The organism is Candidatus Poribacteria bacterium (assembly GCA_026702755.1).
Lineage (GTDB): Bacteria > Poribacteria > WGA-4E > WGA-4E > WGA-3G > WGA-3G.
Genome location: JAPPBX010000048.1, coordinates 24,536 through 42,620 on the forward strand (window position 1 = coordinate 24,536; position 18,085 = coordinate 42,620).

General features: G+C 48.7%; 12 protein-coding genes. All 12 read left to right on the forward strand.

Annotated features, from left to right (window positions below; genetic code table 11):
* Nucleotides 1-49: 49 nt before the first annotated feature.
* Nucleotides 50-2,509: a T9SS type A sorting domain-containing protein gene (locus tag OXH39_09045; protein MCY3550593.1), complete on the forward strand. Its 2,460-nt coding sequence runs from the start codon at nt 50-52 to the stop codon at nt 2,507-2,509.
* A 247-nt stretch (nt 2,510-2,756) separates the two neighbouring features.
* Entirely contained in the window at nt 2,757-3,833 is a 1,077-nt protein-coding gene (locus tag OXH39_09050) for an Rpn family recombination-promoting nuclease/putative transposase (protein ID MCY3550594.1), read from the forward strand.
* A gap of 577 nt (nt 3,834-4,410) precedes the next feature.
* Entirely contained in the window at nt 4,411-5,202 is a 792-nt protein-coding gene (locus OXH39_09055; GenBank protein ID MCY3550595.1) for an SDR family oxidoreductase, read from the forward strand.
* Between the two features lie 108 nt (nt 5,203-5,310).
* Nucleotides 5,311-6,036 (forward strand): glycosyltransferase family 2 protein, encoded by a 726-nt coding sequence (locus OXH39_09060; protein MCY3550596.1) that lies wholly within the window; start codon nt 5,311-5,313, stop codon nt 6,034-6,036.
* A gap of 31 nt (nt 6,037-6,067) precedes the next feature.
* Complete coding sequence (locus OXH39_09065; GenBank protein MCY3550597.1) at nt 6,068-7,681, forward strand: dockerin type I domain-containing protein; 1,614 nt, start codon at nt 6,068-6,070, stop codon at nt 7,679-7,681.
* A gap of 240 nt (nt 7,682-7,921) precedes the next feature.
* On the forward strand, nt 7,922-9,787 hold the full coding sequence (locus OXH39_09070) for a bifunctional homocysteine S-methyltransferase/methylenetetrahydrofolate reductase (GenBank protein MCY3550598.1): 1,866 nt from the start codon (nt 7,922-7,924) through the stop codon (nt 9,785-9,787).
* A 21-nt stretch (nt 9,788-9,808) separates the two neighbouring features.
* A complete protein-coding gene (locus OXH39_09075) occupies nt 9,809-11,737 on the forward strand; it encodes a hypothetical protein (GenBank protein MCY3550599.1) in 1,929 nt (642 codons plus the stop codon).
* 11 nt (nt 11,738-11,748) lie between these two features.
* Entirely contained in the window at nt 11,749-12,768 is a 1,020-nt protein-coding gene (locus tag OXH39_09080; GenBank protein MCY3550600.1) for an AIR synthase family protein, read from the forward strand.
* A 79-nt stretch (nt 12,769-12,847) separates the two neighbouring features.
* Nucleotides 12,848-13,513 (forward strand): methyltransferase domain-containing protein, encoded by a 666-nt coding sequence (locus OXH39_09085; protein ID MCY3550601.1) that lies wholly within the window; start codon nt 12,848-12,850, stop codon nt 13,511-13,513.
* Nucleotides 13,514-13,746: 233 nt separating this feature from the next.
* Complete coding sequence (locus OXH39_09090) at nt 13,747-14,376, forward strand: ANTAR domain-containing protein (protein ID MCY3550602.1); 630 nt, start codon at nt 13,747-13,749, stop codon at nt 14,374-14,376.
* Nucleotides 14,377-14,736: 360 nt separating this feature from the next.
* Nucleotides 14,737-16,314, forward strand: a complete 1,578-nt coding sequence (locus OXH39_09095; GenBank protein ID MCY3550603.1) for a ferredoxin--nitrite reductase — start codon at nt 14,737-14,739, stop codon at nt 16,312-16,314.
* A gap of 93 nt (nt 16,315-16,407) precedes the next feature.
* Nucleotides 16,408-17,760 (forward strand): MFS transporter, encoded by a 1,353-nt coding sequence (locus OXH39_09100; GenBank protein MCY3550604.1) that lies wholly within the window; start codon nt 16,408-16,410, stop codon nt 17,758-17,760.
* Nucleotides 17,761-18,085: the final 325 nt, after the last annotated feature.

Below are 18,085 nucleotides of genomic sequence, written 5' to 3' on the forward strand. Positions count from 1 at the left end.
GAACCTACTGACATAAAATCAAAAGCGACTGACTCCGGAAATTCACCCTATGCGATTCAAGCCTCTGTTTCTCACGATAACCGTTTTATTAACACTCCCATTCATTGCCACTGCTCAGCAAGAACACACCATATTTAGACATGGCGGAGGTATCCAGACGGTAGCATATTCACCGGTGAATTCCTCCCTCATTGCGAGTGCTGGTGATAATGGCACCATAAAGTTGTGGGATTTGCAAAACGATACTGTATTGACTCTCAGGGGACATACGGGGCAAATCAACTCTGTAGCCTTCTCTCCGGATGGACAATTACTTGCCAGCGGCGGTGATGATTGGACCTTCAGATTGTGGAATGTCCGCACGCGACAACGCATTGCTACCCTTGAACATATTACCGATCGGACTCGGTCTCCAATTGAGGAGGTCGCGTTTTCCTCGGATGGACAACTCCTCGCCACTGCGGGTCTACATGTAAAATTATGGCAAGTCAGCACGCAGACCGAGATAGCAACACTTCGACACGACGAATACGTCCGGGCGTTAGCGTTCTCTCCGGATGGACAACTTCTCGCCGCCGGAGACCGTGATGGTCTTGTGAAGGTTTGGAACCTTCAGGATCGACAGGTTATTTCTCAACTTGATGGTGATACTGTTATTGTTTATACGCTCGATTTTTCCCCTGATGGCAGAACCCTCGCCAGTGCAGGTTACGACGGTCAGATTAAATTGTGGACTGTCTCTGATTGGACACTTCTCGGAACATTCCAAGATCGAGAGACAGCTTATACGCTTGATTTCTCGCCAGATGGGAAAGCACTCGTCAGCACCGGACATGCAGCGGTAATTCTCTGGTCGGTTGAAAGTGGGGAGGAAATCACTTCCTTGATCGGACATTCCGGTTGGGTTAACGGATCTGCGTTTTCCCCTGATGGAAAGACGCTTGTCAGTGGTGGAGACGATGGCACTGTCCGAGTCCAGAACATAGAATCCTATCTGCAGACATTGCAACAACGAGAAATGGTACGGCTCATCTATTTTCTTCCACGTAACCGTATCGCGCAACAAGATATTGACACAAAATTGGATACCCTCATAAAGGACGTGCAGCAGTTTTACACCCAACAGATGAACGCTCATGGGTTCGGTGGGAAAACCTTCACGTTTGAAACCGATGCAACCGGCAACGCCGTCGTGCATCACGTGAAGGGTAGATTCAGCGACGCGTATTACCGCAAAGAGACGTTTGACAAAATTATAGAGGAAGTTGAGGAACGATTTGATTTGTCAAAAAATATCTACTTAATTTCCATAGATACCGGCAGTGAAAAGATTGATGTCCAATGGTGTGGTAAAGGTGGCATCCATGGGACGACAGGAGGCAAGGCAGTTGTCCCCGCTTCTGGTGGTTGCTTCGTTGGAGACCAGGGCATTGACACCGCTGCACACGAACTCGGACACGCCTTTGGCTTAGATCACGATTTCCGAGATGATGCCTATCTGATGTCTTACGGATCCGACCCCAACCAATTATCATATTGTGCCGCCGAGTGGTTAGATGTCCACCACTACTTCAACACGCATCAAACTTCCTTCAACGAACCCACAGTAATTACGATGCTTACCCCTCTTGCATTGCCATCCAATGCGATCCGTTTCCGTTTCAAAGCAGCCGATGCTGATGGACTCCATCAAGCGCAGTTGATTATCCCAACTTCCAAGGGGGACCCAGCGGATGGTGTCAAGCTACACAGTTGTGAGGTTTTAAACAGCGAAATTAACCAGATCGCATTTACCACAACCGAAGTAACACCAGGATTCGCGACGGAAGTAACACTTCGAGTGATTGATGTATATGGTAACTTCATGCAGGAGACATACCCAATTAGCGCGAATGATGTCGCGTATGTCGATGTCAACGCCGACGGTGTGATGGATGTTGATGATTTGGTGGTGGTTGCTTCTCACTTCGGCACAGCCACCCTTCGCGGGGCAGATCCAAACCCAGATGTCAACAACGACGGGGTTGTGAATCGTGAGGATCTCCTATTAGTTGTGGAGGCGTTGGAGTCTCAGGAAAGCACGCCTACCGCACCTACCCTCATCGCTGACAACTTACAAAGATGGATATTTGAGGCGAAACGACGCAACTATAGAGATACCGCCCTTCAAAGCGGTATCGTAGTGTTAGAGCAACTGCTAACGCAGTTCCATCCAAGAGAGACAGCACTACTGCCAAACTACCCGAACCCGTTTAATCCGGAGACCTGGATTCCGTATCAACTCGCAGCCCCTGCGGATGTCTCACTGAGCATCTATGCTGTCAACGGGCAGATCGTTCGGCAGTTAGCACTCGGATATCAGCCCGCAGGGGTGTATCAGAGCCAAAGCACAGCCGTCTATTGGGACGGGCGGAATGAACTGGGTGAACCTGTAGCGAGTGGAGTTTACTTTTACACGCTGTCTGCTGGAGACTTCACAGCAACGCGTAGGATGTTGATTCAGAAATAGTATCAAATGACCTTATGATAGTTGGAATGCTGATGTTTATTAGTTTCCCTGCCACGTTCATGAGCGGGTTGCGTTGGATTTGCGAGCATCTTCTTTGAAAAATGCTGCTTTTGGGATAAAAGTGCCTAAAGTATAGCAAAACCGGGAACAATTATCTTGACAAAGGGGCTTGACGTGTGTTAGACTCTCTGACATAAGTTGGATGCGTGTGCCTCTGATGGGCCTCGGTGTCCGAAGAGGAGGATGCATGTTCATAGAACGCGACCTTCGGGAGTTGTCAAATGTTTCAAACATCCACTTCCCCGATAGGAGCATGAAATGGTTGCTTCGCCAGCGCGAACACCTCCAGGCGTTGCTGAGAATGTTTGGGAGTGAGATCGCCGATGCCCTTGACTTTGAGCACGTCGAACAACTCAATCGGAGTTTTATCTCCGATGAACTGCGGACCCAAGAATCCGATATGGTCTTCAGGGTGCCGTTTCGGTCGCCGACACAAACAGGTCAGGAAGTCATCGTCTATCTGCTCATAGAGCACCAATCCACCGTTGACGCGTCCATGGGGCTTCGGTTGCTCTCTTACATGACGCAGATATGGATGGAGGAGCGACGGGAGTGGCAGGAAAAGAAACGTCCGCGGGGAGAGTGGCGGTTGACACCTATCCTGCCGATTGTCTTTTACACCGGGCATGGTGAATGGAAAGCCCCGCTATCGCTAACTGCCCTCATGAACATCCCGGAAATCCTCACCCGCTTCGTCCCGACCTTTGACACCTTGCTCCTCGATGTCAAAGCTACAGCCCCTGACGAACTGACCCAAACAGGGCACGCCTTGGGATGGTTATTGACAGTCCTACAGCACGAGCAATCCGAGGCACCCGTTATGCGTCAAGCACTCCTTGACGCTTTAGAAGGGCTGAGGGACTTGCAGACACACGACGCAGCGCAGTATACGCGCGCGATATTGTATCTGTTTCTCCTCATCTTACATCGCAGAGACGCGGCCGAACATCAAAACCTACTTCGTATCCTCACTCAAGAGAATACACAGAATCAGGAGATCGTCAACATGGCAGCATCTATCATTGAAATCAGTGAACAACGTGGACTTCAACAAGGCATCGAGCAAGGTATAGAGCAAGGGGAGATCCGTGGCAAACAAGAGGCACTTCTGAAGCTGCTACACCACCGTTTTCAGAGCGTTCCTGATACGGTTCTCATGCGGGTGCGTACCCTGCAGAGCCTTGTTGAGCTGGATGTGCTCTTTGAAAAGAGCCTGACAGCGGAAAGCCTTGAAGACCTTCAGGAGTCATCCGGTGCAGATTGAGATACGGCTAACATCCCCGGACAGAGGAGGCGGCGTTGCTTGTCCATCACCTTACGCTTCGTCTTCCCATTCTTTCTGCTTGCCGGGTAGATTCGATGTGCCTCTCATGAAGAGCATGTTGGTGATGTCAATATATCTACCTGTTAGGTGAACTCATATTATGAGTTTAACTCATGGGGTCATTTGATACAAACTATAAGTGAAAACGGCACCGCTGGGGACCGCCATCCTGTGAATCCTTGAATTCTGCAAATCCTGATTCAGACAATGAACCCCTAAATGCCTCATTATTTACATCCTTGAACCTTCATGAGAACGCACCTGCCGTTTTCGAGATAACAGAAATTGCGCTTGACATTACACTGTCGTAGTGTTATACTTAATCTGGTAAAATCAATTCCGTTTTTTGAAAGGACGTAGGGCGTTGTGACGGTGGACCGAAAACTTATAGAAATGAGTTAAGAGCGGAGCAGAGGGAAAACATTAAGACCGTATACATTCTCAGTTGCCTCGCGATTCACCAGACACCATCGCGAAACGAAGTGAAGCGATGCCCAGGAGCCCATAGTTAAAAAAAATGAATCTCGGACTCACGGATAAAATTGCAGTCGTAGGTGCCTCGAGCAAAGGGCTTGGACGCGCGATCGCCCTCGGTTTGGCACAGGAAGGTGCGAAAGTCACCATCTGCGCGAGAGATAACGACATACTGGAAGCAACAGCAGATGACATTCGCAAACAGACCGATACTGAAGTTTTAGCAGTACCGACCGATGTTAGTCAGCCGGAACAGGTTGAAAACCTCATTCATACAGCGATTGATCATTTCGGTGGTATTGATATTTTAGTTAACAACGCTGGTGGACCCAGAGCCGGACGGTTTGATGACTTGGAAGCACAGGATTATCAGGATGCTGTCCAGTTGAATCTGATGAGTACGATAAATCTCTGTCGTGCTGTCGTCCCGACGATGCAGGCGCGTGGGGGTGGACGGATTATCAATCTCACCTCTGTTTCCGTTAAGCAGCCTGTAGATAATCTCATGTTATCAAACATGGCACGGACAGGTGTAATCGGCTTTGCGAAAACACTCGCCACGGAGTTAGCACCGGACAAAATCCTTGTTAACAACGTCTGTCCGGGTATTATCTTTACGGATCGCATCCAGCAGCTCGCAACGGTACGTGCGGAAGAGGCAGGCATCACATTTGATGAGGCACTCGCAAATATGACGGCGGACATCCCACTTGGTAGAATTGGCGATCCCGATGAGTTCGCGAACTTAGTTGTATTCCTCGCCTCGGAGCGCGCAAGTTACATAACAGGAACAACGATTCAGGTAGATGGCGGCATGGTGAAATCACTGCTTTAATGGTTATCAGTTGTCAGTTGTCGGTTAAGAGAGGGTTTATGGAATTGACGCAATATACAACCGCCATAAGTTTTAACTGATAACCCTTAGACGGAGGCGTGATGAACGATGTTAATATCTGTGATCATTCCTGCGTTTAACGAAGAGCAGACAATCGGACAGGTGCTGGAGGCACTATGTGCCCTGCCATTTGAGAAACAGTTTATTGTTGTTAATGATGGTTCGACCGATGGGACTTATGAGGTGCTTGAGGAGCTGCGAGCGACTTATGAATTGACAGTCGTGCATTGTAAAGAGAACAGAGGTAAAGGCTTCGCGATTCGGAGTGGACTTCCATACGTAAAAGGAGAGGCGGTCGTTATTCAAGATGCGGACATGGAATTGGCTCCGGCGGATCTCCCTGAACTGTTGAATTCGCTGCAAAAGGAGAACGTTCAGGTGGTTTACGGTTCAAGATTTCTAAATGGACGAGGGAACGCCAGTCTTCATAACTTCATCGCAAATCGTATTCTCGCTATCTACACGAATCTCCTCTATGGGTGTCGAATTACGGATGAGTCTACAGGTTATAAAGCCTTTTCAACAGAACTGATAACGCGGTTAAATTTAACGTGTGAAGGATTTGAATTCTGTCCGGAGGTCACAGCAAAAATTTTGCGCGCTGGTTATTGTATTGATGAGGTACCGGTTTCTTATTTTCCGCGTACGAAGAAGGAAGGCAAGAAACTTCGCTTCTGGTCAGATGGGTTATTTGCCGCATGGACGCTCTTAAAATATCGATTCATTTCAAAAACGGAACTTTTCAAAGACACAACGCAAAAAGAATTGCGTTAACGTCGAACATTTGGAGGTTAAATTAATAATTATGTCTAAAAAAATCGTTTATTCTATGCTCATCTTTCTGCTGGTAGGTGGTGTGTCCTTTTCTGCACTTGGGCACGGTAATCTTCCGACGCTGCTGGAGGATGTTAACAAAGACGGGATCGTGAACATTCAAGACTTGGTGCTTGTTGCTGCGTCCTTTGGACAACCGAGGGATCGCAATGCCGAGCAGGATCCTGATGTAAATCGCGATGGGATCGTCAATATCCTGGACCTCGTTCGGGTGAGCAACAGTTTTGGGCAAACTGCACCGGATGAAAACTCGGCATATCATGATATTCAGGAGTATGTCTTTGATAAAAGTTGTGCGAACAGCATCTGCCACGCAGCTCCTGCAAACGCTGGTAATTTAAATCTCACCTACGGTCTCTCTTATGAGGATTTGGTTGGGAGCGTGCCACAGAACCCTGCGGCGGCAGCGGCAGGTATGAAACTCGTTGACCCGGGAAATCCAGAGAACAGTTTTCTTTTAACGAAACTGATGGGGCCCACAGCACCAGAACAGGGTGCCAGAATGCCGTTTGGTGGCGGCGTACTCCACACTGGGAAAATAAATGCGGTTCGTACATGGATTGAGGCAGGCGCGCCACAGACCGGTAAAATAGCAGGTATCGGGGACCTCGGTGTCCTACGCGATCCTGACGAAAAATTTGAACCGCCCGCGCCACCAGCCCCTGGAGAAGGGTATCAACTCCGTTTACCGCCGTTCAAGATTGAACCCGGCACTGAACGCGAAATTTACTATACCACCCAAATCACTGATGAAAACGGAGATCCGGTACACGGAGACATCTTTATTAATAGAGTTGAGATTTTCTATCCTGCTGGTAGCCATCACTTCATTCTATATCGGTTTACCGAAGAAGGTTTGGCGAACGGGGTTCCAGAGAGGGGTATCACACCCGGAATTGGTGTTGACCCAGCAGATTCTTTCCGTGAACTTGACACACAGGATCCGCTGGTACTCGGCAATTTTGGTGTTGATAGGCTTTTCGTTGTTGGAACGCAAACCGATGATACCCTCTTTGAGTTCCCTGAAGGTGTAGGCTTACGTCTGCCCGGCGACACGATTTACGACCTCAATTCGCACTACATCAATCTGCTCGGTGACGAGACACTGATTGGCGAAACCTACGTTAACATCTATACGATTCCAGAGGAAGAAGTCCAATACGAGGCAGTTGAAATTTTCGTTTCTAATCGTCAAATTAACGTGCCACCCGGAACAACGCGTGTCGCCAAAATGACATGGTATATTGAAGATGAGCTGGAACGCCGAGGTCACGACCCGGGAACAGCGTTAAACGTCTTTTTATTGACATCTCACATGCATCGGCATGGAGAATTGTTTGAAATTTTTCAGGGATCAACAGGCGATTTGCTGCATCGGAGTGTCGCTTACGATGATGCCCCCATTAGCCTTTTTGATCCAGTCCTTAGTTTAGATTCGGACGATACAATCAGGTTCCAGTGTATCCACAACAACTACGATACAAATGAACCGCTCGAATTTGGACTTACGTCTGAGGATGAGATGTGCATTATCTTCGGTTATTATTATATCCCGACTGAAAGCGCGGGAGAAATAATTAAGTAGTTAACAGTTAACAGTTTTCAGTTAAAGAGGTATATTGTCTACAGCGCATTTCATAGATAGGTCAGATTATGCCAATTGTTGTAGCGCAGTTTCCTGTTAGTCGGTGCATGTGCGTCCACAATCTTGTAGATAGCAACTTGGGTTAGATTACATACAAGTTGCTATTTACGAGATAGCCCTTAATCAAAACCTCTTTTAACTCTCACTGCGAGGCAAACTGATAACTGACGACTGAATACTATGTTAAAAAAAGATAACTTCATGGAAGTCCTCGCGCGCCGAGTTTTAGTGTGCGACGGTGCTATTGGAACCGAACTCCGTAAAAGGATTCCTTCACACTTACAGTGCGTCGATGCCTGCAATATTTCTACAGAACATGCTGAGAAAGTTGTAGCGGTTCATCGCGCTTACATTGACGCGGGTGCCGATGTCATCCAAACAAACACCTATCAGGCAAATAGGGAGGCATTGGCTATCCACGGCTTGGCTGATCAGGTTAAGGAAATTAACAGGACGGGCGTATTGCTGGCGCGCGAGGCAGCCCAAGACACCTGTTATGTGGCTGGTTCCGTAGGGCAAATTTCGTTCCAAACCTTAGATACGCCAGGCCCTTCCACCAAGGCAATCCGACGGCTTTTCAAGGAGCAGATGGACGCGCTTGTTGAGGGAGGCGTTGATCTTCTTGTACTTGAGACCTTCGTTTCTCCCAAGCAAGCGGAAATTGCAACAAAACAGGCACTCACTTACGATGTTCCGGTCATCGTTGAAATCAGTGGTGTTTCAGGTGGCACTGTGGGCGCTGGATTGGATGTACGCGTCTTTGCACAAGAATTGGAACAGCTCGGTGCACATGCAGTCGGTATCAACTGTAGGGGACCACATGATCTCGTTGAGGCGATGGAGCTCCTTGCCCCCGTTATTAAAGCCCCTATTGTGGTGCAGCCCAATGCTGGTAATCCGAGAGTAGAGCAAGGGGAAATTGCGCTGTCCTACACAGTCGAAGCTGAGGTTTTCAGGGACTACGTTGGAAAGTTAGTCGAACTTGGTGCAAATATGATTGGCGGTTGTTGTGGCACAACACCGGCGTATACTGCGAAAATCCGACAGGCTATCGCTGGGCGCGAACCTGTAGAACGGCAACAGCGTATCTTCGTCCTTCCAAAGATTAGATCAGTAGGGGCGAGGTCACCTCGCCCCTACGATAACCCTGTGCAGCAGGTATTTGAAACACGCAAGCACATCGTAAGTGTAGAGATGCGCGCCAATACATTTCCACAATTGCGGGCAATGTTGAAGGAGGCAAAAGGTCTCGCCGCAATAGGGGTAGACCTATTTGATGTGACTGACAATTCCGGTGCGGCGGTGAACATCGGGGCTATTGCCACAGCGTATCGCCTTCAACAGGCAACCCAAATTCCGACGCTCATCCATTGGACAACCCGATCTCGTAATCTCATCAGTATGCAATCACATCTGCTGGAGGCGGAAGCGTTGGGTATTCGCGGTATTGTTGCCTTATCCGGTGACCATCCGAAAGCCGGTCCTTATGAGGCAGCAAGCCTTGTTCCCGATGTCCGTGGTGCGGTTCAATTGATGGGACTCATCTCTCGGTTGAATCAAGCGGAACTCGCCGACGGTTCGTCGATTGGTGAACCTTGCGGTTTCTATTACGGTGGCGGTTTCACGATTGCTGAGAATTTGCAGCCGCACGTCAAGCATCTGACAAACAAAGTGGCACAAGGGGCGAAGTTCGCCTATACCCAACCCGTTTGGACCTATCAGGACATCGTGAGAACGCAGCAAGCGACAGAACATCTCGGTATAAAGATCCTTTACGGTATTTTGCCACTCACAAGTTTTCGTAGCGCATCCTACTTACGCGATAATTTGGGGCTTTACATCCCACAGTTTATCGTTGACAAATTCCGAGACCTTGGAGATACCGCTGGACACGAACTCGGTATGCAATTGTGCTTAGAATTGGTTCGAGACATCCGCAATCAAGATGAATGCACAATTGACGGTATCTACCTCATTCCACCCGCCCGTATGAATTGGAAAAACAGGGCACGGGTCATCTCAGAAATCGTTAAAACCTACCGCTAATGATGTTTTAATTGACACCCGATGCATGGACAAAAAACTTTGACCTCATCAGCACGCGTTACTGGACGTTCGCTTCTTTTAGGCGTTTTATTCATTCCGATCAATGTCTATTGGATGACAATTGTTGAGGTGAAGTACTACTCCCTTGACGGTTCGTGCCTACCTCTTTTTATCCAACCTATTTTCATTATGTTCGTCTGTGTCCTCGCTAATTGCGTGTTGAAACGTCTTGCGCCGCGACAGATGCTGCAGCAAGGCGAGTTGCTGGCTATCTACATTATGGTGGCAATCTCCTGCACATTTGCCGGACACGACACGATGCAAAATATGTTCGGTAGTATCGCGCATCCGTTCCGATTTGCGACGGAAGAGAATGAGTGGCAGGCACTCTTTTTTCGGTATCTACCGTCGTGGCTCACCATTTCCGATGCCCAGAGTCTACAAGGCTTTTACGAGGGCGAAGCCACCTTTTATACAAGGCGTAACTTTTCCATTTGGGCGAAACCGTTGGCATTCTGGGGACTTTTTTTCCTCATTATGATGTTTATGATGCTTTGCATCAACACACTTGTCCGGAAACGGTGGGCGGAACAAGAGAAACTGGCGTATCCAATTATCCAGCTCCCGCTTCGACTCTCAGAAGATGGCGGAATTCTCCTACTGAAGAATCGGATGATGTGGGTTGGTTTCAGCATCGCTGTAGCTATCGGCGTGATTAACGGGGTTCACTACCTCTTTCCCCAGTTTCCAGAGATTCCTTATATCAAACGGACCGCCGTATTCCGAGATATTTTTACTGATCGTCCGTGGAGTGCTATTCGTGGAACCCGTATTTCCGTCTATCCATTTGCTGTCGGGTTAGCATTTTTCCTGCCTTTGGACCTCTCCTTCTCGTGTTGGTTTTTCTTCGTTGTGCGTTTAGCAGAATTTGTGATCGCCGCTGCACTCGGGACGCGTTATTTCCCTGCGTTAAACGAACAGGCGTATGGCGCGTGGATCGCGCTCTTCCTGCTTGCAGTCTGGGTCACGCGGCGGCACTTGACTGAGGTAATGAAAAAGGTGTTCGGGTTCAAATCGCGTCTTGATGATTCGGACGAACCGATGCCGTATCGTGCCGCATTCTTAGGGATTATCGGATCGCTTATCGCGCTCGGTATCTTTTCCTCTATAGCGGGAATGGCGTTATGGGTTGCGGGGGTCTTCTTTGGGGTCTATTTCTTGCTCTCCTTTGCCATCACTCGTGTCCGGGCGGAACTCGGCACGCCGCATGAGATTTACTATGTCAATCCGCACGATATGTTGGCGACAGTGGGTGGCACTCGACAGTTTGATGCGAGTAGCCTCACCATTATGTCGCTGTTCTATTGGTTCAATCGTGGTTACCGCAATCACCCGATGCCGAATCAGATTGAAGCGTTCAAATTGGCGGAATCGACCGGGATGGGCAACCGACGTTTATGGGTAGCGATGCTGATCGCGATTGTTATCGGGATTTTAGCGACTTTTTGGGCGAATCTTGACATCACCTTCCGAAATGGTGCCGTGGCGAAGGCGGGTGGATTCAAGGGATGGGTCGGCAGAGAGTCGTTCGGTCGGCTCCAGCGATGGCTCCATAATCCAACCGAACCAAATATGGTCGGCATCGGTTTTATGGGTATCGGCGCGCTTCTGACGTTTGTGATGATGTATATGCGGATGCATTTCTTGTGGTGGCCCTTCCACCCAGCGGGTTACGCCCTCGCAATCAGTTTCGCGATGGACTACTTCTGGTTTGCCTTCTTCGTGGCGTGGTTCCTAAAGTTGATGATTTTACGGCATGGAGGTTTGAAGCTGCATCGTCAAGTCGCACCACTCTTTTTAGGACTCATCTTAGGCGATTACGTTATTGGTAGTATCTGGGCGATCATTGGACCTACACTCGGCTTGCGGACCTATAAAATTTTTATTTGAAAGCGAGAAACATGAATCTGCCTGTTGGGAAACTGAAACACGATTTTTTAAAAGAACTTCTACCGACGCATAATAGAAACGCAGGCGTGGTTGTCGGTCCACAACTTGGTGAAGATGCCGCAGTCATAGAGTTAGGCGACAACTATCTCGTTGCGACCAGTGATCCGATTACCTTTGCGACTGAAGATATTGGGTGGTATGTGGTATGCGTCAATAGCAACGACATTGCAGCGATGGGGGCTGTACCGAAATGGTTGCTGGTAACCCTGTTGTTACCCGAAGACGCGACGACACCCACAATGGTTCGAGACATCATGGCGCAACTCACGCAGGCATGTGTAGAGTTCAACATTGCGCTGTGTGGTGGACATACCGAAGTTACGCCTGCTGTAACACAACCCATTGTCATAGGACAAATGATGGGGGTTACCGATAAAAATGCCTTGTTCACTTCAGCGGATGCTTGTGTAGGGGATGCGTTAATTCTCACAAAAGGACTCGGTATCGAAGCCACTGCGATCATCGCGCGTGAATGTGAGGAGCAGTTGCGTGAAAAGTGCGATGCCCTATTCTTGGAGCAGGCGAAGAACTATCTCATAAATCCCGGAATTTCCGTCCTAAAGGACGCGCAAATTGCGATCACTACCGGCGGTGTACACGCTATGCACGATGTCACAGAGGGCGGTGTCGCAACTGCCGTGTATGAGTTGGCAACCGCCGCCGAGTTAGGGGTGACTGTCTATTCGGATAAACTTTTAGATTCGCCAGTATTGTACGGAAACATAACACGGACGTTGTGTGATATGTTCGGACTCAATCCGCTCGGTGTTATTTCGTCTGGTGCCATGTTAATTGCGTCGGAACCTGAAAAAGGTGAAGCAATCTGTCAAGCTCTCGGTGTGGCTGGTATCAACGCCGACATCATCGGAGCGTTTTTGCCATCTGAGCATGGACTGTGGTTGGAAAATGCCACCGGTACACGACAACCACTGCCTATTTTTGAGACGGACGAAATCGCCAAGCTTTTGTAGGGGTTGGGTAACCCAACCCCTACCCTACGCCGGACGGCGTACCTTTGCATCACAGCCCCTTTGGGGTGTCGTAAGAGAAATGAAAATCCAATTGCGAGACTATCCCCTAACGAGTACCATCATCAAGTTAAAAACTGGTCGGGTTCAACTCACACTTATAGAGGAACCCGATTGGTTTCTCGAACAACTCAGTCGAGAGGACAAAGAAGGAAAACTCTATCTTCCCTACTGGACCTACCTCTGGGAATCTTCGATTGGTCTCGCTCACCATATAGAGAAAATGGGTGCGCGGTTAAAAGGTTCACATATTTTGGAGATTGGATGTGGGTTTGGATTGACTGGGATTGTCGCCTGTCAGATGGGAGCGCGGGTGATTTTCACGGACGCAGAACGAGAGGCACTCCGTTTCGCACAACATAACGCGGATCAGAACAGTGTTCACCAGCACGCCGATTTCGTCCAGATGGATTGGAACACCCCCTGCTTCAATCACAAATTTCCGTACATTCTCGCTGCCGATGTTATTTACGAAGAACATCACTGGACACCGATTGTAAATTTACTTCAAGGGTATCTCGCACCTAACGGAGTTGCCCTCTTCTCCGAACCGAGCCGAAGTAACGCGACTGGGTTTTTCAAACAACTCTCCGATAACGGTTTTGTCCATCAAAAATCTATCTGTCCTGTCACATTGGACAGACAAACTTGCGAAGTGTGTATTTACACTGTGCGTCGCGATGCATAGCGTTCATTGCTAAAAAAATAGGAAAAATGCCTGTTTTCTGCTAAAAAAATAGGCAAAAATTTACGTCCCGCGGGCACTCCGTGGGGTTTTTGTTTTGCAGAAGCCTTGCGCGCCTTAGAGAAACCAGTGTTCAGTGTTTTTGGCAAGGTTTTTGCTAATGCTTTTGTGTAAGGTTAACATTCCTTGTTGTTTCCAGCACATTTGCGTTGAATTAACTTGGGAAAGGGTAGAGGATGGAAACGGTCACCTCAACACCGGAATCCCCACCCGTTACTGGGAAGGGGCGAGTCCTAATCATTGATAACAATCCGGATCGGGCGAATTCGTTAATCGATATTCTGAAAGCCGGTCGTTATAAAGTCGCTGTGCCTATGCGTTTACAAGAGGGTGTGGCTGAACAGGTTGCCCTGATAAAGCCAGATGTTATACTGATTGGTGTCGATTTTCCGGGGGGCGCGGTACTCAGTTGGGTCGCGTCTCTCCACGAAAGTTATCCATGCCCCACAGTCATGTTCTCTCGAGATGAGCGATCCGAAACGATTCAAGCAGCGACCCGTGCGGGCGTGTCGGCGTATGCTGTTGGAAAACTCACTGGTGCCCGGGTTAAAACCATTATTGAAGCGGCTGTCGCCCGGTTTTATGAATTTCGGGCATTGCAAGAGGAACTTGAAAAGACAAAAACAAACCTTGCCGAACGCAAAATCATCGAACGCGCAAAGGAACTGGTCGCGCAACAACGCGGTTGTAACGAAGCGCAGGCGTATCAAATTTTGCGGAAGATGGCGATGAATCGCAGGAAACGTCTCGCGGAAGTTTCGCGGGATATACTATCAGTTGCAGAAGTATTGACGAATAAATTATAGCAGGGATATCCGTTCTCACTGAAACTGCGCGGGTTCAAGGGTGAACAGCGCGTGCACATTAGGATTACTTATTTTGTTCAGTAGGGGCGAGGAATGTAATGCAAGGAACGGATTTGGTCTATTTAAAGACCAAATCCCCTCGCCCTACGGGCAGGCAATATAGATAATAACAACACCCAACCAATGGTGGTTTGGGACTGGACACAGGTGTCTATCTGGCTGAGTTTTACACTCGCTGATAGATGCCTTTTTTTATTTTTTATCAGTCAGAGACCATGCGTGGTAGGAACCCAAAAACGACTGGATATTAACCGAAAGCTGGTGACCCATGACCAACAGCCATGCCAAGGAGGTTCAAAGGTGAACGAATTAAAAAAGAAAACTATTCTGCCAAACAGAAAGGTGCGTTCAGCACCAACAGCGGCTGGGAAAAAAAGGAAGTCCAAAATAAATGCTGCAGAACTCCTCAAGCAGCAGAAAAACGGACTTGAGGTAATCAATGACATTCCAAACTACATTCGGGATGGATGGGAATTGATTCCGCCAAACGAACGCGACCGACTCAAGTGGGTAGGTGTCTTTTACCGAAAGCAGACACCTGGGGCGTTTATGATGCGGCTCCGTATGTCCAGCGGTTTTAGTAACGCCGAGCAGCTCCGCGCGATCGCTGAAATCAGTGAGGCACACGGACCCGGATTCGTGGATCTCACGACGCGTCAACAGATTCAACTCCGAGGTTTCGCAATTGAGAACGTTCAGCACATCTGGAATCGACTTGAAGAGGTCGGTTTAGGTTCACTCCAAACGGGTTTTGACAACATTCGCGGTGTAATTGGATGTCCGGTTGCGGGATTAACACCGAATGAACTCTTTGATGCTTCGCATGTTTGTAGAGAATTCACAAGACTCATTGTCGGCAACAAGGAATTTACCGATATTCCGCGCAAGTTTAATGTCGGTATCACAGGCTGTTTGGATAACTGCACGCATACCTCCTCGCAAGACATTGCCCTTACACCTGCTGTAAAGGAGGTTGATGGTCAAGAGACGAATGGTTTTAACGTTGCTGTTGGCGGAAAGATGGGATCTGGTGGTTACACACTCGCGCAACCGCTTGATGTGTTTATTACCCCTGAAGAAGCCGCAGTTTTGTGTGCAGACATTACGCTAATTTTTCGAGATCACGGACCTCGGACAGCTCGCAATAAATCTCGCCTCGCTTTTCTGATTGCGGATTGGGGTGTAGAAAAATTTCGAGAAGAATTAGAAAGACTACGGCACAGAAAACAACCGCTCCTGACTGCGGGTAAAGATATGCGCGGGAAAAACAGGACCGACCACACCGGTATCTTCTCACAGAAAGAGCCACACCTCAACTATGTCGGGCTTGTTGTACCGGTCGGACGCATCACGGCGGCGCAACTTTTTGAGGTCGCCCGACTTGCAGATGAGTACGGTAACGGCGACATCCGCCTCACCCAAGGGCAGAATCTGATTATCACTAACGTGCCGGACACAAAGATCGGCGACTTAACTGCCGAACCGCTCCTTCAGGAACTCCGCTATGACCCCTCGGAGATCATGCGCGGGATGGTGAGTTGCACGGGGATCGACTACTGCCACTTCTCGCTTATTGAAACGAAAGAACGGGCGATGGAAGCGATTCGGCATTTGGAAGCAAAACTCGGTAATACCAAACCGCTGACGATCCATTGGTCTGGGTGTCCTAATGGCTGCGGCAACCACGCTGCAGCGGACATCGGGCTGCTCGGCAAGAAGATTAAGATTGATGGGATTGTTACCGATGCAGTGGACGTGTTCCTCAAGGGCGATGCCAGTGCGAACCCTAAAGTCGCACCAAAGTTATTGGAAAATGTACCCTGCGACGATTTACCGCAGGTACTTGAAGGACTCGCTCCTTACCTTTCACGGAGGTAGGATGGAAGGTTGGAAGAAGCATCTTCCCACAATCCGCCAGTTTTCCATCCTTCCCGTCAAAATTCTTAACAATTTAAAAAAATGGGGACCTTCATGGATATTAAAAATAAAGCAACACAGATAAACCTCTTTAGCTTAAAAACGATCCAGATGCGAACCTTTCATACCACATGGTTTGCGTTCTTTTTAGCCTTTTTCGGGTGGTTCGGCATTGCCCCACTTATGGCGATTGTCCGTGAAGACCTGATGTTAACAAAAGCGCAAATTGGTAATACGATTATCGCTTCCGTAGCGATTACGGTGCTGGTTCGTGTCTTAATCGGACCGCTCTGCGACAAGATCGGTTCCCGAAAGGCGTATACATGGCTTCTAATTCTCGGTTCACTGCCCGTCATGGGTATCGGGCTTGCCCAAAATTATGAAACATTTCTCCTTTTTCGATTGGCGATTGGTGCCATCGGTGCCTCGTTCGTCATTACACAATATCATACATCGGTGATGTTTGCACCCAATTGTATCGGCACAGCGAATGCGACAACGGCAGGATGGGGCAATCTCGGCGGCGGTGTTACGCAGATGGTGATGCCTCTCATATTTACCGCTGTTCTCAGTTTCGGTGTGAACGAATTCCTTGGATGGCGACTGGCGATGATTGTTCCCGGTATTGCGCTATTTATCACTGGGTTCGCTTATTACTTTCTTACCCAAGATGCACCAGATGGCAACTATAAAGAGCTCCGTGAACGGGGTGAACTTGAACCTTCGGAAGGTAAAGGCAAAGAATCTTTCATGCTGGCGATTAAAGATTACCGCGTCTGGGCACTTTTCGTCATTTATGCCGCCTGTTTCGGAGTTGAGTTGACTATTAACAATGTCGCTGCGCTCTACTATCACGACCAATTCCAGTTGGATGTCAAGACCGCAGGACTCATCGCTGGATTGTTCGGTTTGATGAACATCTTTGCGCGAACCGTCGGCGGTGCCTTCTCCGATTTCTTTGCCAAAAAGATGGGGCTACGTGGACGCGTTATGTTCCTCTTTGTTGTCCTGTTAGGTGAGGGGGTCATGCTGATGCTATTCTCACAAATGGCTGTGCTTGTGCTTGCTGTTGGAACGATGATTGTCTTCAGCCTCTTCGTGCAGATGTCCGAAGGCGCGACGTTTGGAATCGTTCCGTTTATCAATAGGAAGGCGTTGGGGGCTGTTGCTGGTATCGTCGGTGCTGGTGGAAATGCTGGCGCGGTTGCAGCAGGGTTTCTATTCCGCTCCGAGAGTATCACGATGCAGCAAGGCTTACTGTATCTCGGCGTAATGGTCGCAGTTGCCTCAGTTGCCACGGCGTTGGTGAGATTCTCACCGGCAGTTCAAGATGCAGAGAAGAAGGCGTTTGATGCAGCGCTCGCTGAGAGGCAACGTCTAAAAGCCGATGTGATACAAAGCGCGTAATCCGTAACGAAGCGAGGGCGTTTTGGCAATGTAATGCAAGGAACGGATTTAGTCTATTCCCAGACTCAACCCAGTGTTTCTTCAGTTCTAAGAACAGGCGCGCTAAATACCTAACTCACCTCACTGAACCGCAAGGAAAATTAAAAAAAATGCACAATCTACCTGACGGAACCGCAAGGAAAGTTAAAAAAACAGGAAAAGCGGTATGCCCTTATTGTGGGGTCGGTTGCGTTATTCGCGCAACCGTCCAGGAGAATAAAATTACAAGGATTTCAGCGGACGACGATGTCGCCCCGAATTACGGTATGCTCTGTCCAAAAGGCGC